Genomic DNA, 21065 nt, shown 5'->3' on the forward strand with positions numbered 1-21065 from the left:
GAGCGCGCGCTGCTCGATCCCGCCGCCGTCTATGCCGGTCCCGAGGCGGTGCCGGCCGACGACGCGCTGACGGCCGATCAGAAGCTCGCCGTCCTGCTCGCCTGGCAGTACAACGCGGCGGAGGAGGAGGTGGCGCTGGAGGAGGGCATGCCGGGCAACGAGACCGGCATGCTGCCGCGCGTGATGGCCGCGCTCGACCAGGTCGCCGGGCCGGACGCGGTCGAGCGGCGCGGCCCCATCAAGCAGCACGGCCTGGTCGCCAAACATCGCTGAGCGGCCCGCACCCCGCGCCGCTCACGCGCACAGCGGATGCGGCATGTAGCCGACGAAGCCGGCGATCTTCCACGTGTCGGCGACGCGGCGGCAGAAGTAGAGCGTCTGCCAGTTGAGCCGGTCGGCGGTGCCGTCGGCGCGCTGCACGGAGCCGTTGAACTTCTTGTGCAGCACCGCCTTGTCGCCGCCGACGTCGATGTCGCGCATGTTGGTGATGCGGAACAGCGCCTGCTCCAGCGGCTCGGCGAACGCCACCTTGGCGGTGTCGCGCGCCTGGCGCAGCCACTCGTCGCGGTAGGCTTCCAGCGTGGGGAACTGCAGCCGCCAGGAATCGGCGTCGTTGAGGAAGTGGGCGTGCATGCCGAAGAAGCCGTCGGCGATGAAGTCGTTCTCGACGATCGACCAGTCCTGCGCCATGAAGGCGGCGATGTCGCGCCGCACCAGCATCTCCCACAGCGCGTGGCGGTCGGCGTCGCCCTGCGGGAAGGGGTTCTTGTCGAAGATCATCGGGTCTCCTCCTGTGGCATGCGGTGCGGCTCAGTCGACGCGGCCGCGCGCGGCGACCGGCAGCCGGTCGACCACGACGCCGTCCTCGACCAGCGTGACGGCGTCGAACAGGTTCGACACCACGCAGACGTGGTTGGGGATGACGCGGACCTTCTCGCCCACCGCCGGCCGCGCCGCGCAGGCCGACAGGTCGACCGTGGCGTGCTCCTCGCTGAGGCCGGAGATCAGCGCGTCGGGATATTCGACGATGTGGCCGTGGCCGGGCGCCGCGCAGGTGTCGGCGGCGAGCGCCTTGGAGCCGGCGTCGAGGATGGCGCGCTCGGGCGTCGGCCGGCTGACGACGGTCGCCAGCACCGTCAGCGCGCAGTCGGCCAGCGTGCCGTGGCCGAGCGAGACCTGCATGCGGTCGGAATAGATGTAGGTGCCGGGCCGGTGCTCGGTCGCCGAGCGCACCTCGGCGGCGGAATAGAAGCCGGGCGAGCCGCCGTTCGAAATGCGGTTGACCGGCAGGCCGGCCGCGCGGATCAGCGCCGCGGCGCCCGCCAGCCACGCCTCCACGGTCTCGTTCGCCGCGCGCGGCGGGTAGGTCATCAGCCCCTCGAAGGCGAGGCCGGGCGCGGCGTCGATCTGCCGGGCGAGCGCCAGCGCCTCGTCCGCCGTCTGCACGCCGCAGCGCCCGCCGCCGGTGTCGCACTCGACCAGAACGGGCAGCCGGCGGCCGGCATCGGCGAAGCGCGCGGCATAGCCGGCGACCGTCTCGGCGCTGTCGGCCGTCACCGACAGCGTGACGCGCCGGTGCAGCATCGCCAGCCGGTCGAGCTTGGCCGCGCCGAGGATGTTGTAGGGGATGAAGATGTCGTCGATGCCGGCGTCGGCCATCACCTCGGCCTCGCCCAGCTTCTGGCAGGTGATGCCGACGGCGCCGAGCGCGATCTGCCGGTGCGCGAACAGCGGCAGCTTGTGCGTCTTGACGTGCGGCCGCAGCGGCAGCCCGTGCCGGTCGGCATAGGCCTGGGCGCGCTGCAGGTTGCTCTCCACGATGCGCCGGTCGATCACCACGCAGGGCGTGTCGAGGGTCTTGGTCAGCATGGCGGCTCAGTCTCCGATCGGCAGGTCGGGGTTGCGGATGTTCTGGCTGGCCAGGCTGTGGCGCACCCGGCGCAGCGGCTCCAGCACCGGCGGGCCGATCGCCTCGGCCGTCGCCATGGCGAGGATGTCGACCGCCGCCAGCAGCGCGTAGCGCGTCGCCGACGGCTTGTAGAGGTTTGGGTCTTCCTTGAAGGTCAGCGGCAGCAGCGCGTCGCCGGCCGCCGCCAGCGGCGAGCCCGGCGTGGTGATGACCAGCGCGCGCGCGCCGTACTGGCGGGCGATCGACACCGCGTCGATCACCGAGGCGGCCTGGCCGGAGATGGAAAAGCCGATCACCATGGCGCCCGGCTCGAGCACCGAGGCGCTCATGCGCTGGAGCTGCGGGTCGGTGTGCGCGGTGGCGTGCAGGCGCAGCCGGAACAGCCGGTTCTGTAGCTCGACGGCCGCCATCGAGGAGCCGCCGCCGGTGCCGTAGACGAGGATCTGGCTCGCCCGGCTGAGCGAGCGGGCGATCGCCTCCAGGTCGACGTCGGCGAGCGCCATCGACATCAGCTCGATCGCCGCATGCGCGCCGCCCGCCACCTTGGCGACCACCTGGCCGGCCGGCGTCAGCGCCTCCGCCTCGCCGCCGCGCGAGCGCAGATAGGCGCCGCCGATCGCCAGCGCCTGGGCGAGATGGAAGCGCATCACCCGCGTGCCGGGAAAGCCGAGCGCCCGGGCCAGCCGCGTGATCGTCGGCTCGCTGACGCCGGCGCGCTCGGCGATCTGCGCGATCGGCGCGTGGGCGGCGAAGTTGAGATCGGCGAGCATGGTCTGCACCAGCCGGCGCTCGGCCTCGCGGCCCTGCTCGAGGCGGTTCTGCAGCCGCGCCACGATGTCCACGTTGCGCCCGTCGCTCGCCGCGCCTGCCGCGCCCGCCGCCGCCCCGCGCCTTGACTTGCCCGCCGCCATCGCGCCCTCAGCCGGCGATCTGGCGCAGGAAGGGCAGGTTGCCCGCCGTCAGCCCGCCGTCGACCGGCAGCGTCGCGCCGGTGATGCCGCTGGCCGCCGGCGAGGCGAGGAAGGCGACCGTGCGCGCCACCTCGGCCGGCTCGACCAGGCGGCCGAGCGGGTAGAGCCGGCGCACGCCCTGCATGATCTCGGGGTTCTCGGCGATGCGGTGCTCCCAGGCGCCGGTGCGGATCGAGCCCGGCGCCACCGCGTTGGCGCGGATGCCGTGGCCGCCCTCCTCGGTCGCCAGCGCCCGCGTCCAGGCGATCAGCGCCGCCTTGGCGGCCGAATAGGCCGGATTGCCGCAATGCGCGAGCGCGTTGACCGAGGTGACGAAGACGAAGGCCGCGCCGCCCGGCCGGTCGCGCATGGCCGGCAGCAGCGCGTGGCTGAGCAGCGCGGCGCCGGTGAAGTTGAGATCCATCTCGTGCCGGAGCGCCTGCGGCGTCACCTGGTCGAGCGTCTCCGCGCGCGTCCAGCCGGCGTTCGAGATCATCGCCGCCGGCGCGCCGCCGGCCAGGATGCGCGCGGCCGCCGCCTCCACCGCCGCCGCGTCGACCAGGTCGAAATGGTGCGCCTCGACGATGCCGTCGGCGCCGAGGTCGGCCTCCGGCAGGTCGCAGGCCACGACCTGCGCGTTGCAGCGCGCCAGTTCGGCGACCAGCGCCTTGCCGACGCCGCCGCCGGCGCCCGTGACGATCACGCGTCCGCCGTCGAAATCGATCATCCCGCCTCCTTGCCCGGCCGTTCGCCCGCTGTCGTGCCGCTGCCGCGCAGCACGCTCGGCAGCCACCGGCAGGATGCGGAATTTTTGTAACAAAGCAACATCGCGGCCCCGAGATTGTGGTTTTTCATCGTCCCGTGTAAGAAGCTTACACAGGAGAACGGTCGGCCGTGGCTTGCCTGCCGGGGGCGCGCCGGGCGACAAGGCCGCACCCCGGCGCCGGCAACGGCGTCGGGCAGCAACGTCCATCGCAGGAGAATCAAGCATGAGCAAGCAGTGTTTCGGCTCGTCCCACGTGCCGCTGTCGCCGGCGGTCCGCGCCGGCGATTTCGTCTACGTGTCGGGCCAGGTTCCGGTCGCCGACGGCGTCGTCGTCAAGGGCGGCGTCACCGAGCAGACCGAGCAGGTGCTGTCCAACCTGAAGGCCGCGCTGGCGCTTGCCGGCTGCGCGATGGAGGACGTGGTCAAGACGACGGTGTGGCTCGAGGACGCGCGCGACTTCGGTGCCTTCAACGCCGTCTATGCCAGGCACTTCCCGAAGGACCCGCCGGCCCGCACGACGGTCGAGGCGCGGCTCATGATCGACATCAAGATCGAGGTGGAGGCGGTCGCCTACAAGCCGCTCTGAGCGGCGGGCGAGCCCGGCCGGCGGCGCCCGCCGCCGGCTTCCACCCGCACAGGACCGAACGCCCATGCGCGTCTTCACCGCTTCGCTGGCCACCGAGACCAACACCTTCTCGCCGGTGCCGACCGACCGCAAGGCCTTCGAGATGGCGCTCTACGCGCCGCCCGGCCGCCACCCCGACACGCCGACGCTGTGTTCGGCGCCGATCACGGTGCTGCGCCGGCGCGCCCGCGCGGAGGGCTTCACGCTGGTCGAGGGCACGGCGGCCTGGGCCGAGCCCGGCGGCTATGTGCGCCTCGACGTCTACGAGGCGCTGCGCGACGAGATCCTCGGCCAGCTCCGCGCCGCGCTGCCGGTCGACTGCGTGGTGCTCGGCCTGCACGGCGCCATGGTGGCGCGCGGCCTCGACGACTGCGAGGGCGACCTGCTGGAGCGCGTGCGCGCCGTCGTCGGCCGCGAGACGGTGGTGGCGGCCGAGCTCGACCCGCACAGCCACCTGACCGCCCGGCGCGTCGCCGCCGCCGACATCCTCGCCACCTTCCTGGAGTTTCCGCACACCGATTTCGAGGCGCGCGCCGAGCACGTCGTCGACCTCGCCCTGCGCGCCGCGCGCGGCGAGATCCGCCCCGTGCAGTCGGTGTTCGACTGCCGCATGGTCGACGTCTTCCCGACCAGCCGCCAGCCGATGCGCGGCTTCGTCGACCGCATCGAGGCGCTCCAGGGGCGCGACGGCGTCCTGTCGGTGTCGCTGGTGCACGGCTTCATGGCCGCCGACGTGCCCGAGATGGGCACCCGGGTGCTGGTCGTCACCGACGGCGACGCGGCACGGGGCGCGGCGCTCGCCGCCCGGCTCGGCCGCGAGGTGCGCGCCATGCGCGGCACCACCCGCCAGCCCAGCCTGCCGGCCGCCGAGGCGGTGGCGCGGGTGGCCGCCGCGCCGGCCGCCGCGAAGCCCTTCGTCATCGCCGACATGTGGGACAATCCCGGCGGCGGCACGGCCGGCGACAACACCGCGATCCTGCACGCGCTGGTCGGCGCCGGCGTGACGCGCGCCGCGCTGGCCACGCTGTGGGACCCGCAGGCGGTCGCCTTCGCGCATGGCGCGGGCGCCGGCACGGTGCTCGACATGCGGCTCGGCGGCAAGGCCAACGCGGCGAGCGGCCGGCCGTTCGACGCCACCGTCGAGGTGCGCACGGTGGCCGAGGCGGGCTGGCAGTCCTTCGGCGCCAGCCGCGTGCCGCTCGGCCCGGTGGCGGTGGTGCGCCCCGTCGGCACCGAGCTCGACATCGTCCTCAACACCAACCGCACGCAGACCTTCGAACCCGACGTCTTCACCAATCTCGGCATCGCGCCGGGCGACAAGCACGCGCTGGTCGTCAAGTCGACCAACCATTTCCGCGCCGGCTTCGCGCCGATCGCCCGCGAGATCCTCTACGCCACGGTCGAGGGCTGCTATCCGAGCGATCCGCGCACCACCGCCTACCGCAAGCTCGACCGGCCGATCTGGCCGATCGTCGACGAGCCCTGGGCCGACGAGGAGACGGATGCGGCGCCGGACGTCGCGGCCACGCGCGCCGCCGCGGCCGGGAGGCGCTGAATGGACTTCGATCTTCTGATTGTCGGCGGCCGGCTCGTCGATCCGGCCTCCGGCCTCGACGCGGTGCGCGATGTCGGCTTCGCCGGCGCCCGGGTGGCGGCCATCGCGCCGGCGCTGCCGCGCGAGCGGGCGGCGCGCGTGGTCGAGGCCGCCGGCTGCCTGGTGACGCCGGGGCTGATCGACCTGCACACCCATGTCTACTGGGGCGGCACGCCGCTCGGCGTCGACGCCGAGCGGATCGCCGCGCGCGCCGGCACCACCACCTTCGTCGACGCCGGCAGCGCCGGGGCGGGCAACTTCCTCGGCTTCCGCGCCCATGTGATCGAGCGCGCGGCGGTGCGCATCCTGGCCTTCCTCAACATCTCCTTCGGCGGCATCTTCGGCTTCTCGCGCAACGTGATGGTGGGCGAGAGCGGCGATCTGGCGCTGCTCGACGCGCGCGAGGCCGTCGCCTGCGCGGCCGACAACGCCGACCGCATCGTCGGCATCAAGGTGCGCTCGGGCCGCATCGCCGGCGGCGACCGCGGCATCGCGCCCGTCGACATCGCGCTGGAGGCGGCCGACCGCGCCCGCCTGCCGCTGATGGCGCATATCGACGAGCCGCCGCCCGGCCGCCTCGAGGTGCTCGACCGGCTGCGTCCCGGCGACGTCCTGACCCACTGCTTCCGGCCGTTTCCCAACGCGCCGGTCGACGGCGCCGGCGCCATCCGCCAGGACATGCTGGCCGCGCGCGCCCGCGGCATCGTCTTCGACATCGGCCACGGCATGGGCTCGTTCGACTTCGCTGTGGCGCGCGCCATGCTCGCCGGCGGCTTCGCGCCCGACGTGGTGAGCAGCGACCTGCACCTGTTCTGCGCCGACGGCCCGGCCTACGACCTGCTCGTCTCGATGAGCAAGCTTCTGGCGCTCGGCATGCCGCTCGCCGACGTCGTGGCGGCGGCGACGGTGCGCCCGGCCGAGGCGATCGGCCGCGCCGATCTCGGCCGGCTGGCGGTCGGCGGCGTCGGCGACGCCGCGGTGCTGGCGCTCGACGAGGGGCCGGTGCGGCTGCACGATTCCACCGGCGCAGAGCTCGTCGCGCAGCATCGTCTCGTCTCGCGCGGCATCGCGGTGGCCGGCCGCTGGCACGACAACCAGGAGGGCGATCCGCTCGCCGGCCCGCCGCCGGCCCTGCCTCCGCGCGCCACCCACGCCGACCACCTGCGCCGCCACCTCGGCCACCGCATGAGCGGCCGCGACTGAGCCGGCGCAGCCTCCGTCCACCCATCCGCCCGAATGGCGGGGCCGTCGCACCACGAAGGCGCCTGGCACGGAGGTGTCGGCTGCCCGGCGGGCAGATCCCGCCTTTCGAGGACACATGGTCGGGAACTCGGAACCGGGGGCTCAGCCGTGGCGAGAGACCTCGCGCGCATCGCACAAACGGTGTGCGCCGGCCCGCTCTCTTGCTGTCGACAGCGAAAGTTCGGCCGGACCGTGAGATCGGCCGGCGCAAGGCGGCTCGTAGCCGCTGGTCTCCTCCAGCACCACCGCATCGGGAATCGACTTGAACTGCTCAATGAGATCGGCAAGCCCGGCATCGAAGACGGATTCCGATCTGCCGCTGCAGGGAAACCGGATGCGGAAGAAGGCCAATCACAAGGAATGCGAGCGGCTGGATAGGGGCTTTCGACAGGGGATGATGCAGTTCGCGCTGCGCACCCAATTCACATGTCAGCTTGCTCAATCTGCAAGGTCAGCTTATCGTGTAGTGAGGATTCGCCATGCCTGCGGAAGGAGTTCGACAGCAAAATGAGCGCCAGCGACCTTCAACCGCAGATAGGGCTCGGCGAGCAGGCCTACAAGAAGATCAAGGACGACATCGTTTGGTGCCGGCTGCGCCCCGGCGACGAGGTCAGCGAGGCGAGGCTGTGTGAGCTCTACGGTTTCGGCAAGGCGCCGGTGCGGCAGGCGCTGTCACGGCTGGCGCAAGAGGCCTACGTCGTCTCGCAGCCGCGTCGCGGCCACGTCATCGCGCCGGTTACGCTGAAGACGGTGCGCGAGCTGTTCGAGCTGCGCAGCATCGTCGAGCCGGCCACGGCGGAGCTCGCCTGCGGCCGTGTCGACCGTGATCGGCTGGTGGCGCTCGACGCGCGCTGTGTGGAGGGCTACGTCCCCGGCGACGTGGCCAGCGAGGCGCGCTTTGTCGCCGCCAACAACGCCTTCCATCTGGAGATTGCGCGGGCCGCCAACAACTCGCGGCTGACGGGGCTTCTTGCGCAGATCCTCGACGAGATGACACGGCTCCTGCATCTTGGTTATGTGCTGCGCGAGCGGCCGCATGCGACGCGTGCCGAGCACGAGGAGCTGATCGAGGCGCTTGTCGCCGGCGACCGCGCCGCCGCGCGCGCCTGCACGCTTGCCCACATCGAGAGCGTGCGCGGCATGGTGATGGACGGTATCGCCAAACATTCCAGCCTGAGCGAGGCGAATATCGCACCGATCGAAGCGGGCGCGCTGGAGCGGCCGTAGCCGCCGGCGTCCGGGCTTTGCCGTTCGCATGGCAATGCGGGCGGCCCGGCGGCGCGCGGCGCCGTCTTGTCGAACAGACGTGCCAACCAAGGAGAAGGCCATGACTCCCGTTTCCACTTCCGAGGCGCCGGCCGCCGTCGGCCCCTATTCGCAGGCCGTGCGCACCGGAAACCTGCTGTTCGTCTCGGGCCAGCTCCCGATCGACCCGGCGACCGGCGAGTTCGCCGCCCCCGACGCGGTCGGCCAGATGCGCCAGTGCATGGCGAACATCGCCGCGATCGCCCGTGAGGCCGGCACCGACATCTCGCGCACGGTCAAGACGACGATCCTGCTGACCGATCTCGGCGGTTTTGCCGCCATCAACGACGAATACGCCAAGGCCTTCAAGGAGCCGCATCCCGCGCGCGCCTGCTACGAGGTCTCCGCCCTGCCCAAGGGGGCGCAGGTCGAGGTCGAGGCGGTGATCGAGATCGCCTGACGCGCCGCGCGGGACCGCCGCAAGCGGGGACGCGCTCGGCGCGTCCCCCTTTTCCTTGGAGCCGATCTGCTTGTCGCGGAAGCGCCGGACGGCTCCGACACATCGTCTCGTCGCGTTGCCCGACGGCGGCGAACCGGCTGCCGCCGCGCGACGTCAGCCGAGCCTGCCGAGAAGGTCGCCGATCGACTGCCGCGCGTCGCCGTAGAGCATGCGCGTGTTGTCTTTGAAGAACAGCGGGTTCTCGATGCCGGAATAGCCGGTGCCCTGGCCGCGCTTGCTGACGATGACGCTGCGCGCCTTCCACACCTCCAGAACCGGCATGCCGGCGATCGGCGAGTTCGGATCGTCCTGCGCGGCCGGATTGACGATGTCGTTGGAGCCGATGACGATGACGACGTCGGTGTCGGCGAAGTCGTCGTTGATCTCGTCCATCTCCAGCACGATGTCGTAAGGCACTTTGGCCTCGGCCAGGAGCACGTTCATGTGGCCGGGCAGGCGGCCGGCGACCGGGTGGATGGCGAAGCGCACCGTCTTGCCGCGTGCGCGCAGCCGCTGCGTCAGGTCGGAGACGGCGTTCTGCGCCTGGGCGACGGCCATGCCGTAGCCGGGCACGATGACGACGCTGTCGGCGTCCTCGAGCTCGGCGGCCACCTCGTCGGCCGTGGTGGCGACCATCTCGCCGTCGATTGCGGCCTGCGGCCCGCTGCTGCCGCCGAAGCCGCCGAGGATGACGGAGACGAAGCCGCGATTCATCGCCTTGCACATGATGTAGCTGAGGATCGCGCCCGACGAGCCGACCAGTGCGCCGGTGACGATCAGCAGGTCGTTCGACAGGGTGAAGCCGATCGCCGCCGCCGCCCAGCCCGAATAGGAGTTGAGCATCGACACCACGACCGGCATGTCGGCGCCGCCGATGCCCATGATGAGGTGGTAGCCGATGAAGAAGGCGAGGACGGCGATGAGCACGAGCGGCAGCATGCCGCCGGCGACGAAGTACCAGATCGCCAGGCCGACACAGGCGGCCAGCGCGGCGGCGTTGAGCGCGTGGCCGCCGGGCAGCTTCGCCGGCTTGCCGTCGACCTTGCCGGCCAGCTTGCCGAACGCGACGATCGAGCCGGTGAAGGTGACGGCGCCGATGAAGATGCCGAGCACGACCTCGATCTGCAGGAAGGCGATCTCGGGCGGCGTCTTGCCGGCCACCGTGGCGGCGAAGGCCGCGAGCCCGTCGAGCGCCGCGCCGGAGGTCCGCAGCGCCGCCACCCGCAGCCGCTCCATCTCGGCGTTGAGGCCGACGAAGACGGCCGCCAGGCCGACGAAGGAGTGCAGCGCGGCGACGAGCTGCGGCATCTGGGTCATCGCGACCCGGCGTGCGACGACGATGCCGACCACGGCGCCGGCGAGCATCATCGCCAGCATCAGGAGATGGTTGTCGATGCCCGGTCCGAGCGCGGTGAAGAGCACGGCGAGCGCCATGCCGACGATGCCGTACCAGACCGCGCGCTTGGCGCTTTCCTGATCCTTGAGGCCGCCGAGGGAAAGGACGAAGAGAACGCCGGCTGCCACCGCGGCGGCGGTCACCAGTTGCTGATTGAGCATGAAAGGGTCCCTTCCGGTCAGGATTTGCGGAACATCGCCAGCATGCGGCGCGTCACCAGGAAGCCGCCGACGACGTTGATCGTCGCCACCAGAACCGAGACCGCGGCCAGCGCAGTGACCAGCCAGTGGCCGGACCCGATCTGCAGCAGCGCGCCGAGCACGATGATGCCGGAGATCGCGTTGGTGACGGCCATCAGCGGCGTGTGCAGCGCATGGTTGACGCTCCAGATCACCTGGAAGCCGACGAAACAGGCCAGCACGAAGACGATGAAGTGCTGCAAGAAGGAGGCCGGCGCGAAGACGCCGATCAGCGCCATCAGCGCCGCACCGGCCGCCAGCAGGCCGACCTGCATGCGCGTCTGCCGCCGCGCGGCCGCCTGTTCGGTGGCCTGTCGCTCCGCCGCGCTCGGCTGCGTCTCGCGTGGCCTGGGCTTCTGCGCGGCGATCGCCTTCACCTTGGGCGGCGGCGGCGGGAAGGTGACGGCGCCGGCATGGGCGATCGTCGCGCCGCGGATGACGTCGTCCTCCATGTCGTGCACGATCCGGCCGTCCTTGCCCGGCGTCAGGTCGGCGATCAGATGGCAGACGTTGCGCGCGTAGAGCGCCGAGGCCTGTGTGGCCATGCGCGAGGGGAAGTCGGTGTAGCCGATGACGACGACGCCGTTGTCGGTGACGATCCGCGCGTCGGGAACCGTCAGCTTGCAGTTTCCGCCGCGCTCGGCCGCCAAATCAACGATGACGGAGCCGGGCTTCATCGCCCGCACCATGTCCTCAGTCCACAGCTCCGGCGCTTCGCGGTTGGGGATCAGCGCGGTGGTGATGACGATGTCGACCTGCGGCGCCAGCTCGCGGAAGCGGGCGAGCTGGGCGGCGCGGAACTCGGGCGAGGAGGGCTTGGCGTAGCCGCCGGTTTCCGCGCCGTCCGCCTGGTCTTCCTCGAAGTCGAGATAAACGAACTCCGCACCCATCGATTCGACCTGCTCGGCGACCTCCGGCCGCACGTCGAAGGCGAGTGTGACGGCGCCGAGCGACGTCGCGGTGCCGATCGCGGCGAGCCCGGCGACGCCGGCGCCGACGACCAGCACCTGGGCCGGCGGCACCTTGCCGGCGGCCGTTACCTGGCCGGTGAAGAAGCGGCCGAAATTGCCGCCGGCCTCGATGACGGCGCGGTAGCCGGCGATGTTGGCCATCGACGACAGCGCGTCCATCTTCTGCGCCCGGCTGATGCGCGGCACCATGTCCATGGCGACGACGGTCGCGCCGCGCCCAGCAGCGCGCGCCATCAGCGCCTCGTTGGCGGCCGGATGGAAGAAGCCGACGAGCAGCTTGTCCTTGTCCAGGCGGTCGACCTCGGCTTCGCTTGGCGGCCGCACCTTGGCGATGACGTCGGCCCAGGCCCACACGGCCTCTGGCGCGGGCAGGATCTCGACGCCAGCGTCGCGGTAGGCGTCGTCGGTGAAGCCGGCCTTCTCGCCGGCGCCGCTCTCGATGGCGCAGTCGTGGCCGAGTTTGCGAAGCAGCGCGGCGCTTTCGGGGGTCATGGCGACCCGCGCCTCGCCCTCCAGGGTTTCCCTGGGCGTTGCGATCTTCACTGTGTGATCCCCTCGTGTTGATTGCGCGGTCGTGGGCGAGCCGTTCCGCCTTTCATCGAAGCGCGGATCGGCTCGAACTTGTCCTCTTGACGCGGTCGCGCTAGCCGGTGGCCGTCTCGGCGAGGGCGTGCCGGCTGCCCGTGCGCGCCCGCTTGAGCGCCGGCGCCTGGATTCGTTCGGCGAGCGGCGGCGCCTGGTGGGAGCGCCGCGTTTGCACGGCCGGCGGGGTGCCGTAGAGCGTCGTGCGCTGGCGCGGGATGCGTCCGGCGCGACGGATCGCCGCCTCCATGCGCTGCGGCGCGTATTCCTGACCATGCTCGGTGCCGGCCGCGCGGCTGATCGATTCGTCCATCAGAACGCCGCCCAGATCGTTGGCGCCGGCCGCCAGCGCAGCGGCGATGCCGGCCTCGCCCATCTTCACCCACGAGACCTGGATGTTGGGAATGACCGGGTTGAGGGCGAGGCGGGCCACCGCGTGCATCAGCACCGCCTCGCGGAAGCTCGGCCCCTGGCGCGCCTCGCCCTTGAGATAGATCGGCGCTTCCATGTGCACGAAGGGCAGCGGCACGAACTCGGTGAAGCCGCCGGTGCGCTCCTGCGCGGCGCGGATGCGCGTCAGGTGGCGCGCCCAGTGCGCATAGCCCTCGACATGGCCGAACATGATGGTTGCGGTGGTGCGCAGGCCGGCCCGGTGCGCCGCCTCGACGACCTCGAACCACGCCGCCGTCGACAGCTTCTCGGCGCACAGCGTCGCGCGGATCTCGTCGTCGAGGATCTCGGCCGCCGTGCCCGGCAGGCTGCCGAGACCGGCCTCCTTCAGCCGCTGCAGGAAGTCGGCGACGGGAAGGCCGAGCGTGTCGGCGCCGTGCCGCACCTCGAGCGGCGAGAAGGCGTGCACGTGGATGTCGGGCACGGCGCGCTTCGCAGTTCGGCAGATCTCCAGATAGGTCTCGCCGGTGTAGTCGGGGTGGATGCCGCCCTGCATGCAGACCTCGACGCCGCCGCGCTGCCACGCCTCGTCGACGCGCCGCGCGATCTCGGACAGCTCTAGGTCGTAGGGCCGGCCGCGCAGATGTTCGGCGGTGCGGCCCTTCGAGAAGGCGCAGAAGCGGCAGCCATAGCCGCACACATTGGTGTAGTTGATGTTGCGCGTGACGACGTAGCCGACCGTGTCGCCGACGCGTTCGCGGCGCACCGCGTCGGCCGCCGCCACGACGGCTTCCCGCGCGCTGCCGCGCGCCTCGAAGAGCGCCGTGATCTCGCCTTCGCTGAGCGCGCGGCCGGCCGCGGCCCGGTCGATGGTGCGGCCGATGGCGGCCTGCGGCCCGGCGACGGCGGCCGCCTGCGGGAAGGGGTGCGCATGCTGCTCGCGGCCGACGCGCCAGCCGCTCTCATGCGCGTGGCCGGAGCCGTCCTGCCGGCGCAGCGCCGCCATGCGCGGTTCCGGCGCCAGCCAGCGCGCCGCGTCGGCCAGCCAGTCGGGATAGACGGCGAGGCGCGGCACCAGCGTCCGCCCGGCGTTAGCGGTCTCGTCGGCCAGCCGCTGCAGCTCCGGCCACGGCGCCTCCGGGTTGACGTGGTCGGGCGTGACCGGCGAGACGCCGCCCCAGTCGTCGATGCCGGCGCCGATCAGCGCGCCGAGATCCTGGGCGCGCAGGTTGGGCGGCGACTGGATGGCCGTCTCGCGGCCGAAGATCAGCCGGGCGACGGCGATCGTCCACACTTGGTCCGCAAGTCCCGGCTCGGCGGCGTCGGCCATCCTGGTGCCGGGCTTGGCGCGGAAATTCTGGACGATGATCTCCTGGATGTGACCATGGCGCCGGTGCAGCGCGCGCAGGGCCAGAAGCGCCTCGATGCGCTCGCGGCGCGTCTCGCCGATGCCGATCAGGATGCCGCTGGTGAAGGGCACGGCGGCGCGACCGGCCGCCTCGATCATCGCCAGGCGCACCGCCGGCTGCTTGTCGGGCGAGCCGAAATGCGGCCCGCCGCGTTGGCTCAGCCGCTCGGCCGCCGTCTCCAGCATGATGCCCTGCGAGACCGAGACCGCGCGCAGGTCACGGATTTCCGCCTCGCTCATCACGCCGGCATTGATGTGCGGCAGCAGCCCGGTCTCGCGCAGAACCATGCCGGCCATCGCCTGCAGGTAGTCGGCCGTCGTGGCATGGCCGAGCGCCTTCAGTTCCTCGCGGGCGACGGCGTAGCGCAGCTCCGGCTTGTCGCCGAGCGTGAACAGCGCCTCGTCGCAGCCGGCCGCGACGCCCCGGCGGGCGATCTCCAGCACGGCGTCGGGCTTCAGGAAGGCTTCGCGGCAGTTGCGCGGCGCCTGGGCGAAGGTGCAGTAATGGCAGACGTCGCGGCAAAGCTGCGTCAGCGGGATGAACACCTTCCGCGAGACGGTGACGCGGTCGCCGGCACGCGCGTCGCGCACCGTACCGGCCGCACGGGTGAGCGCCGGCAGGTCGTCGCAGCCCGCCAGCAGCAGCGCCTCCTCGTCAGTGAGGCTCCCGCCATTGATGAGTCGGTCGGTCCAGGGCGCGATCGGCGGTATGCTCATCGGACAAGCTCCCGTGTTGGATGGGGTGTGCCGGGCGCTCGGCGAGCGCCGCGGCAAGCGCGCGGCTACGTCGGCCGTGCGGGGTGCAGGGCTGCCGGCCGAGGCGCGCGAGGTCGGCCGGCGCGTCGATGTCGAAGGCGAAGGAGGCGAGCGGCATGGCACGCGGCGGCAGCGCCTCGCGGTCGGCGGCCAGGTGGCGGCGGAAGCTGCCCGGCCCGAACCGGAAGCGCGGCACCGCCGCACGGGCAAAAACGAGGCCGTTGGTGCCTTCGCCGGCATGGTCGGGGACCACGGCCCGGCGGCCCGACCGCGCAACGGCGGCGAAGGCCTGGTCGAGCTCGGTGCCGTCGGCCAGCGGCAGATCGCCCGGCAGCACGGCGATCAGCCTGGCGCCGTGATCACGCAGGGCTTCGGCGCCATGCGCCAGCGCGGCGTTGAGGCCGATAGCGGAGGCCGGTTCCTGGATGAACAGGTGGCCGGCGCGCCGCGCCAGCTCCGCGGTCGCCACGTCCGGCCCGCACAGCGCGACGCCGGCAAGCAGCGCGGAGCGCTCCAGCCCGTCGATGAGATCGAGCAGCATGGCGCGCTGCAACGCGGTGCGCTCGACCGGCGAGAGCACCGGCGACAGCCGCGACTTGGCGCCGGCGCGGTCCTTCACCGGAACCAGAACCCAGGCGCCGCGGATCATCGGGCGTCTCCGGCGGCATGGTCGCGTGCGGCCGCGAGCACCCGCTGCGCCAGGGCGATGCGGTCGTCGAGGCTTTGCATCAGCGTCGGCGCGAACACCGTCGCCGGTCCCGCGACCGTGACTGCGCTGTCGGTCTCGTCGGCGATCAGAACGTTGAGGAAATCGTCGTAGTGATCGGCGATCGCCTGCAGCGAGACGGCGAGGCCGAGCTCGCCCATCAGCTTGGCGAGCGGGCCCTTGACCGCGGCGCCGCCGATCAGCGGCGCGACGGCGACGACCGGTGCGGCCGCCGCTCGGAGGGCTTCGCGGATGCCGGGCACGGCGAGCATCGGGTCGATGGACAGCCACGGATTGGACGGGCAGATGACGATGGCCTCGAGCGCCGGATCGGTGAGTGCGGCAAGCGCCTCGGGCGCCGGGCGCGCGGTCGCCGCACCCTCGAAGGCGAGGGCGGCGACGCGCGGCTGCCAGCGCCGGGCGACGAAATACTGCTGGAAGGCAAGGCGGCCTTCGTCGGTGTCCAGGACGGTCGCGATGCGGTCGTCGCTGGCCGGCAGGATGGTGCAGCCGACACCGAGCGCGCGGGCGATCTCGCCGGTCACCGTGGTCAGCCGGGCGCCCTCGGCCAGGCGCTGGGTGCGCACCGCCTTGGTGGCCAGGTCGGTATCGCCGAGCGCGAACCAGTCGGGTCCGCCGAGCGCGCGCACCGCCGCCATGAAGCGCCAGCTCTCGCCGTCGCGGCCCCAGCCTGTCTCGGCGTTGGCGCGGCCGGCCAGCGTGTAGGTCACGGTGTCGATGTCGGGGCTCACATGCAGGCCGAGATGCTGGAAGTCGTCGCCGGTGTTGACCAGCATCGTCAGCCTGTCCGCCGGCACCACGCGCGCCAGGCCGAGCGCCAGCTTGGCACCGCCGATGCCGCCGCACAGCGCGACGACGCGGCCGTCGCGGCGACGTCCGTCGCCGCTCACCGGAAGAGATCCTGTTCGGCCTGGCGCAGGCCGTCGCGGATCGTCCGCTCACCGGGCTGCCAGGCGAGGCCGCGCACGATCGCCGCCGGCACGCCTTCCGCGCCTTCGCCCATCGCCAGGCCGGCGGCCGCGGCGACGGCATCGGCGAAGCCGGTCTCGGTGACCTGCATGGCGCGGCCGAACAGGTCGGCCTCGCCGCGCCGGTCGATCACCGCCGGTACCTGCGCGATACCGAGCGCGACGCCGGTGGTGCCGACGCGCCAGGGGCGGCCGAAGCTGTCGGAGACGATGACGCCGAGGCGCCCGACGTCGGGCGGGCATAGCCGCGTCCTGAGGGCGCGGGCCGAGCCGTCCGGGTCGGCCGGCAGCAGCAGGATCGTCTCGTCGTCGCCGCCGCGTGCGGCGACGTTGGACTGGTCGATGCCGGCATTGGCCATGATGTGGCCGAGCCGGTGCTCGACGATCAGAACGTTGGGCACGGCGCGGATGACGCTGCGGCTTTCCGACAGCACCGCTTCGACCAGCCGCGGGTCCTTGTGCACCGTCGCGGCAAGTGCCTGCGCGCGCGGCGAGGGCGCGAAGTCGGCCAGCCGGCGCTGCCGCCCCTCCGCCTTGCTGACCACCTTCTGGGCGACGACGAGGATGTCGCCGTCCTCGACGCCGAGACCGGCGCGCGCCATCGCCGCCGCCAGTTCGGCGGCCAGGTCGCTGTCCGGCCCGATCATCGGCAGGCCGCAGACGGGCAGCAGTTGCAGCGACGGCGCGGCGGAGGTCATGCCGATGCGTCGGCCCGCGGCCCGATCCCGGTGACGACGATGCCCGCGCCCTCGGGAACGTTGTAGCGCTTGTTGATGCCGATCAGCACCGAGGTCAGAGCCTCGGCCGCCACCGAATTGGCCAGCGGGCCGGCATGCACGCCGCGCAGGCCGATGCGCTCGGCGAGTGCGACGATCGCGGCGCGTGCCGCAACGTCGTCGGAAAACAGCAGCACGTCGCCGGCGATCGCCTCGCCGCTTCTCAGCTTCTGCGCCGAGACGCTGTGGAAGCCGGTCACGAGCCGTGCCTCGGAACCCAGCGCGGCCGCTGCGCGGTTCGCCGCCGATCCCTCCGCCGGCATCTGCACGCGCGCCACCTTGGGCGGCACCAGCGGCACGGTGGTGTCGAGCACGATCTTGCCGGCCGTCGCCGCGGCGATGCTTTCGAGCGTCGCCACCTGGCTGGCCGCCGGAACGGTGACGGCGACGATGTCGCCGGCCTGCGCGCAGGCGACATTGTCCATGCCGGTGACGCTCGCACCGGTCGCCGCGGCGATCTCGGCCGCCGCCGCGGCGGCGCGCGCGCCGTCGCGCGAGCCGATGAACACCGTCATGCCGGCGCGCGCGCAGGCCATGGCCAGACCGCCGCCCAGGGCGCCTGTGCCACCCACGATGGCGATGCTTTCGAAGCTTTCGGGTTCGCTCATGTCTGTCCTCAGTGGTCGCTTGGCTCGCGGCGCCGCCATCAGATGTGCGGCACCACCTCCTTGGCGAAGATTTCCATCTGCTCGTAGAGCTCGGGCAGCGTGTTGACCGCGAAGTAGAGGCCGAGCAGGTGCGTGGCGCCGGCCGCCTTCAGCGCTTGTGCCTTCTCGATCACCCAGGCCGGGTCGCCGATCAGGTTGATGTCCTCGTGCCGGACCTCGCCCTGGTCCTTCAGCGTCGACTGGGACAGCGAGACCAGATGCTTGTGCATCTGGCTGTCCTTAAATCGGCGGACGGCCTCCTCGCGCGTCGTGCCGACATAGACGACGTATTGCGGCGCCACCTCGATGTGCCGCGGGTCGCGGCCGCGTGCCTCGACCAGCGCGTGCAGCTTGTCGACGTTCTCGCGCAGCTTCTCGACCTGGAGGCAGGCGGGCAGCCAGCCGGTCGCGTAGTCGGCGGTCCGCTGCAGCGCGTTGACGTTGTTGCCGCCGACATAGGTGGGCAGCACCGGCTGGAACGTCTTGGGATACATCTCGATGTCGTCGAACTTGTAGAACTCGCCATCGAAGCTGGAGACGCGCTGGTTGTAGAGCAGGTCAAGCGCCTGAAAGGCCTCCTCCACCATGCGGCCGCGATGCACCTTCCAGTCGGGATGCAGCGCCTCGAACTCCTCGCGATAGGCGCCGATGCCGATGCCGATCTCCAGCCGGCCGCGGCTCAGATGGTCGATGGTGGCAATCTGCTTGGCGGCCACCACGATGTCGCGCCGCATCGGCAGCACCAGCATGCCGGTGCCCATGCGCAGCTTCGTCGTTTCGGCGGCGATGTAGGCGTAGGTGCTGAGGATCTCCCAGAAATTGGGCGCCTGGTCGAACTCCTCGCGCACATAGCGCTGGGTGGTCATGTGGTCGTTGCCCCAGACCGAATCGTAGCCGAGCGCCTCCGCCCGCTTGGCGACGTCGACCAGGTCGTGCACCCCGGCGAACGGCACGGGATACATCATGCCTTCCATGCCCGTGGGCAGACCGACGCTTACCTTCATTCTCGTACTCCTCTCCAGCCCGATATTACGATTATAGAAACGGCGTTGCGAAAATCATTCAGGCTGTGGATTGCTTTGTCAAGCTTGCATAGGTCACAATGGCCTTAGTGCGCATCTCGATACACCATATTGACATGTCAGGATAGCATCGCCTAACGTGAAAAATATCGAAATGATGTTCCTTTAAACGGAACATTCTGAGGGAGGGGATGTATGCTTCTGAACCGCGGCCGGCTCGAGGGTGCGCTGTCCGAAAAGCGGCTGGACGCTGTCGTCGCGGCGACACCGGAGAATGTGCGCTATCTCACCGGCGTGGGCAGCGTGTCTCTCAAGATCCATCCCTATTTCGGAAGCTGTTTCGCGGTGCTTCCGGCCGGAGCGTCGGCCGCGCCGCAGCTCGTCTCGAGCGTCGGCGAGTCGGATCAGATCCTCGACGCCTTCGAGGGTGTCGAGGTGGCGGCGACGTTCGGCACCTTCCATCGTGAGATGCGCGACGACGGGCCGCTCGCGCTGTCGCAGGCCGAGCAGCGCCTCAAGGCGGCGTCGGTCGATCTGGCCTCGTCGGGCAGTCCGGCTGCCGCGCTCGCTTCGGCGCTCAGCGCTGCCGGTCTGGAGCGCGCTCATGTCGGCCTCGACAGGGACGGGCTGAAGCCCGGCGTCGAGGACGAGCTTTGCGGCCTGCTGCCGGCTGCCCGATTCTCGGACGCCAGCGACCTTCTCGCCTGGACGCGGCGCGTCAAGACGGCCGAGGAGGTGCGTCGCCTGCGCCGTGCGGCGGCCGCCACCGAGCAGGCCATCCGCGCCGTCTCGGCCATTCTCGAGGAGGGGCTGACCGAGCGCGAGATGATGCTCGAGTTCAACCGCACCGTCGCCGCGCAGGGCGCGACGCCACAGCTCACCATGATCCGCATCGGCCGCAATGGCGTCGGCGGCCAGGTGACGCCCGACCGCACGCCGCTGCGCAAGGGCGACACCATCTGGTTCGACGTCGCCTGCACGCGCGACGGCTACTGGTCAGATATCGCCCGCAACGTCGCCTTCGGCGAGCCCGATGCGCGGGTGGCGGCATTCTACGCCGCGCTCAAGCACGGCGAGGACGTCGCGATCGCGGACGCCCGTCCGGGCATGACCGCCGGCGCGCTGTTCGACCTCATGGTGGACGCAGTGCGCGAGGCCGGCATGCCGCACTATCGGCGCCACCATGTCGGCCATGGCATCGGCACCGAGATCTACGAGAAGCCCGTCATCACGCCGGGCAACGACCTCGTGCTCGAGGCGGGCATGGTGCTGAACGTCGAGACGCCGTACTACGAGTTCGGCACCGGCGGCATCCATGTGGAAAATCCGTTCGTGCTGGGCGAGGCTGGCAACACCCTGCTGACGACGCTCAGCCGCGAACTGATGGTGGTCGAGCCGTGAGGCGCTTGCCGCCGCGCGGCGGGGCGCGCCGTTCAGGGAAGCCGGCCTTCGGTCCGGTAGGTGATCTCGCGCGACATCTGGCGGGCGAGCTTGAGCAGCGGTTCGATTTCCAGCCGGCCGGCCTCCAGGAGGTGCAGCGGAAAGCCGAGCGACAGCCCGGCAATCACGTTATCCCGCGCGTCGTAAAGCGGTACGCCGAGCGCGCCGATGTCCTCGAAATTCTCGCCCAGGCTGAGCGCGAAGCCCGACCGCCGCACCTCCTCGATCTCTTCCTGCAGTGCGTCGGACGTCGTCTTGCTTCTGGCCGTGCGCTCGGTCAGCGGCGCCTGCCGCACGAAGCGCTCGAAAAAGGCGCCGTCCTGCGCCGCCAGCAGAACCTTCCCGATGGCGGTGGTGTGCAGCGGGATGCGCTCGCCGACATGGGCGGAGATCTTCAGCGCCCCGCGGCCGTCCTGAACCGCAGTGTAGACCACCTCGAAGTTGCTCAGAACCCCGAGATAGAAGCTGTGCTCGAAGGCCCCCGAAAGGTCCTCGAAGACACGCCGCGCCACCTCCTGCAGCGGGTTTTGCTCGGAGTAGCGGCGCGCAAGGCGCATCACCTTGGCGCTCAGCCGGTAGCGCGACGAGGTCTTGGCATGCTCGACATAGCCGAAGTTCTGCAGCGTCGTCAGCAGCCGGTGGATGGTCGTCGGGTTGGCATCGAGCGCGCGCGCGAGCTCGCGCACGCCCCATTCCGGCCGCTCGCTGTCGAACGCTTCGAGAATGCGCAGGCCGCGCGCCAGATTGAGGTTGGGCTGGCTGCGCGGGTCGATCATCTCGCTGTCGCGCGAAGGCGTGAAAGTGGACATCACCGTCTCGCTGGGGCTGGTTTGCGGCCGCGTTCCTCGCCGCGCGCCATCGCTGGGCCGGCTGGATACATTCCATCTATCGAAACGGTCAACCGAAAAGAGAA

Annotated in this window: 20 protein-coding genes and 1 pseudogene; 7 read left to right on the forward strand and 14 right to left on the reverse strand. The window is 71.3% G+C overall.

The window, feature by feature from the left end; genetic code table 11:
- Positions 1 to 273 (forward strand): annotated as a pseudogene (locus N1F89_RS12790) (hypothetical protein); the annotation flags it as partial.
- A 21-nt stretch (positions 274 to 294) separates the two neighbouring features.
- Here N1F89_RS12790 and N1F89_RS12795 read toward each other — a convergent pair.
- From N1F89_RS12795 to N1F89_RS12810, 4 genes are all read right to left on the reverse strand, one after another.
- On the reverse strand, positions 295 to 780 hold the full coding sequence (locus N1F89_RS12795) for a hypothetical protein (RefSeq protein WP_290084504.1): 486 nt from the start codon (positions 778 to 780) through the stop codon (positions 295 to 297).
- A gap of 30 nt (positions 781 to 810) precedes the next feature.
- Positions 811 to 1869 carry a D-TA family PLP-dependent enzyme gene (locus N1F89_RS12800; protein WP_290084505.1) on the reverse strand — a complete coding sequence of 353 codons (1059 nt, stop codon included), beginning with the start codon at positions 1867 to 1869 and terminating at the stop codon, positions 811 to 813.
- Positions 1870 to 1875: 6 nt separating this feature from the next.
- On the reverse strand, positions 1876 to 2751 hold the full coding sequence (locus N1F89_RS12805; protein WP_290084506.1) for a MurR/RpiR family transcriptional regulator: 876 nt from the start codon (positions 2749 to 2751) through the stop codon (positions 1876 to 1878).
- Positions 2752 to 2827: 76 nt separating this feature from the next.
- A complete protein-coding gene (locus N1F89_RS12810) occupies positions 2828 to 3586 on the reverse strand; it encodes an SDR family oxidoreductase (protein ID WP_290084507.1) in 759 nt (252 codons plus the stop codon).
- Positions 3587 to 3848: 262 nt separating this feature from the next.
- Between N1F89_RS12810 and N1F89_RS12815 the strand changes: the two genes are divergently transcribed.
- From N1F89_RS12815 to N1F89_RS12825, 3 genes are all read left to right on the forward strand, one after another.
- The gene (locus N1F89_RS12815; protein ID WP_290084508.1) at positions 3849 to 4211 is read left to right on the forward strand and encodes a RidA family protein; all 363 of its coding nucleotides are present in this window, start codon (positions 3849 to 3851) and stop codon (positions 4209 to 4211) included.
- Between the two features lie 64 nt (positions 4212 to 4275).
- The gene (locus tag N1F89_RS12820) at positions 4276 to 5805 is read left to right on the forward strand and encodes a M81 family metallopeptidase (RefSeq protein ID WP_290084509.1); all 1530 of its coding nucleotides are present in this window, start codon (positions 4276 to 4278) and stop codon (positions 5803 to 5805) included.
- Positions 5806 to 7047: an amidohydrolase/deacetylase family metallohydrolase gene (locus N1F89_RS12825; RefSeq protein WP_290084510.1), complete on the forward strand. Its 1242-nt coding sequence runs from the start codon at positions 5806 to 5808 to the stop codon at positions 7045 to 7047.
- Between the two features lie 141 nt (positions 7048 to 7188).
- Here the strand turns inward: N1F89_RS12825 and N1F89_RS12830 are convergent, their stop codons facing one another.
- Entirely contained in the window at positions 7189 to 7437 is a 249-nt protein-coding gene (locus N1F89_RS12830) for a hypothetical protein (RefSeq protein ID WP_290084511.1), read from the reverse strand.
- A gap of 156 nt (positions 7438 to 7593) precedes the next feature.
- On the opposite strand from N1F89_RS12830, the gene N1F89_RS12835 reads away from it, so the two are divergent.
- Both N1F89_RS12835 and N1F89_RS12840 read left to right on the forward strand, forming a co-directional pair.
- Positions 7594 to 8313 carry a GntR family transcriptional regulator gene (locus tag N1F89_RS12835; protein WP_290084512.1) on the forward strand — a complete coding sequence of 240 codons (720 nt, stop codon included), beginning with the start codon at positions 7594 to 7596 and terminating at the stop codon, positions 8311 to 8313.
- Positions 8314 to 8413: 100 nt separating this feature from the next.
- The gene (locus N1F89_RS12840; RefSeq protein ID WP_290084513.1) at positions 8414 to 8791 is read left to right on the forward strand and encodes a Rid family detoxifying hydrolase; all 378 of its coding nucleotides are present in this window, start codon (positions 8414 to 8416) and stop codon (positions 8789 to 8791) included.
- A 153-nt stretch (positions 8792 to 8944) separates the two neighbouring features.
- Here the strand turns inward: N1F89_RS12840 and N1F89_RS12845 are convergent, their stop codons facing one another.
- The 8 genes from N1F89_RS12845 to N1F89_RS12880 all read right to left on the reverse strand — a co-directional run bounded on the left by N1F89_RS12845 (position 8945) and on the right by N1F89_RS12880 (position 18694).
- Entirely contained in the window at positions 8945 to 10387 is a 1443-nt protein-coding gene (locus tag N1F89_RS12845) for an NAD(P)(+) transhydrogenase (Re/Si-specific) subunit beta (protein WP_290084514.1), read from the reverse strand.
- Positions 10388 to 10404: 17 nt separating this feature from the next.
- Complete coding sequence (locus N1F89_RS12850) at positions 10405 to 11979, reverse strand: Re/Si-specific NAD(P)(+) transhydrogenase subunit alpha (protein ID WP_290084515.1); 1575 nt, start codon at positions 11977 to 11979, stop codon at positions 10405 to 10407.
- Between the two features lie 100 nt (positions 11980 to 12079).
- Entirely contained in the window at positions 12080 to 14533 is a 2454-nt protein-coding gene (gene cofH / locus N1F89_RS12855) for a 5-amino-6-(D-ribitylamino)uracil--L-tyrosine 4-hydroxyphenyl transferase CofH (RefSeq protein WP_290084516.1), read from the reverse strand.
- Entirely contained in the window at positions 14472 to 15221 is a 750-nt protein-coding gene (gene cofC / locus N1F89_RS12860; protein WP_290084518.1) for a 2-phospho-L-lactate guanylyltransferase, read from the reverse strand. The genes cofH and cofC overlap by 62 nt, the downstream gene beginning before the upstream one ends.
- Positions 15218 to 16189, reverse strand: a complete 972-nt coding sequence (gene cofD / locus N1F89_RS12865; protein ID WP_290084520.1) for a 2-phospho-L-lactate transferase — start codon at positions 16187 to 16189, stop codon at positions 15218 to 15220. The genes cofC and cofD overlap by 4 nt, the downstream gene beginning before the upstream one ends.
- The gene (gene cofE / locus N1F89_RS12870; protein WP_290084521.1) at positions 16186 to 16965 is read right to left on the reverse strand and encodes a coenzyme F420-0:L-glutamate ligase; all 780 of its coding nucleotides are present in this window, start codon (positions 16963 to 16965) and stop codon (positions 16186 to 16188) included. Before cofE ends, cofD begins: the two co-directional genes overlap by 4 nt.
- Complete coding sequence (gene npdG / locus N1F89_RS12875) at positions 16962 to 17651, reverse strand: NADPH-dependent F420 reductase (protein ID WP_290084522.1); 690 nt, start codon at positions 17649 to 17651, stop codon at positions 16962 to 16964. The genes cofE and npdG overlap by 4 nt, the downstream gene beginning before the upstream one ends.
- A 38-nt stretch (positions 17652 to 17689) precedes the next feature.
- The gene (locus N1F89_RS12880) at positions 17690 to 18694 is read right to left on the reverse strand and encodes a TIGR03619 family F420-dependent LLM class oxidoreductase (protein WP_290084523.1); all 1005 of its coding nucleotides are present in this window, start codon (positions 18692 to 18694) and stop codon (positions 17690 to 17692) included.
- Positions 18695 to 18907: 213 nt separating this feature from the next.
- Between N1F89_RS12880 and N1F89_RS12885 the strand changes: the two genes are divergently transcribed.
- Complete coding sequence (locus N1F89_RS12885) at positions 18908 to 20113, forward strand: Xaa-Pro peptidase family protein (RefSeq protein WP_290084524.1); 1206 nt, start codon at positions 18908 to 18910, stop codon at positions 20111 to 20113.
- A 32-nt stretch (positions 20114 to 20145) separates the two neighbouring features.
- On the opposite strand, the gene N1F89_RS12890 is transcribed toward N1F89_RS12885, so the two are convergent.
- The gene (locus tag N1F89_RS12890; RefSeq protein WP_290084527.1) at positions 20146 to 20961 is read right to left on the reverse strand and encodes an IclR family transcriptional regulator; all 816 of its coding nucleotides are present in this window, start codon (positions 20959 to 20961) and stop codon (positions 20146 to 20148) included.
- Between the last annotated feature and the right edge of the window lie 104 nt (positions 20962 to 21065).

It is taken from the genome of Aquibium sp. A9E412, from assembly GCF_030398335.1.
Lineage (GTDB): Bacteria > Pseudomonadota > Alphaproteobacteria > Rhizobiales > Rhizobiaceae > A9E412.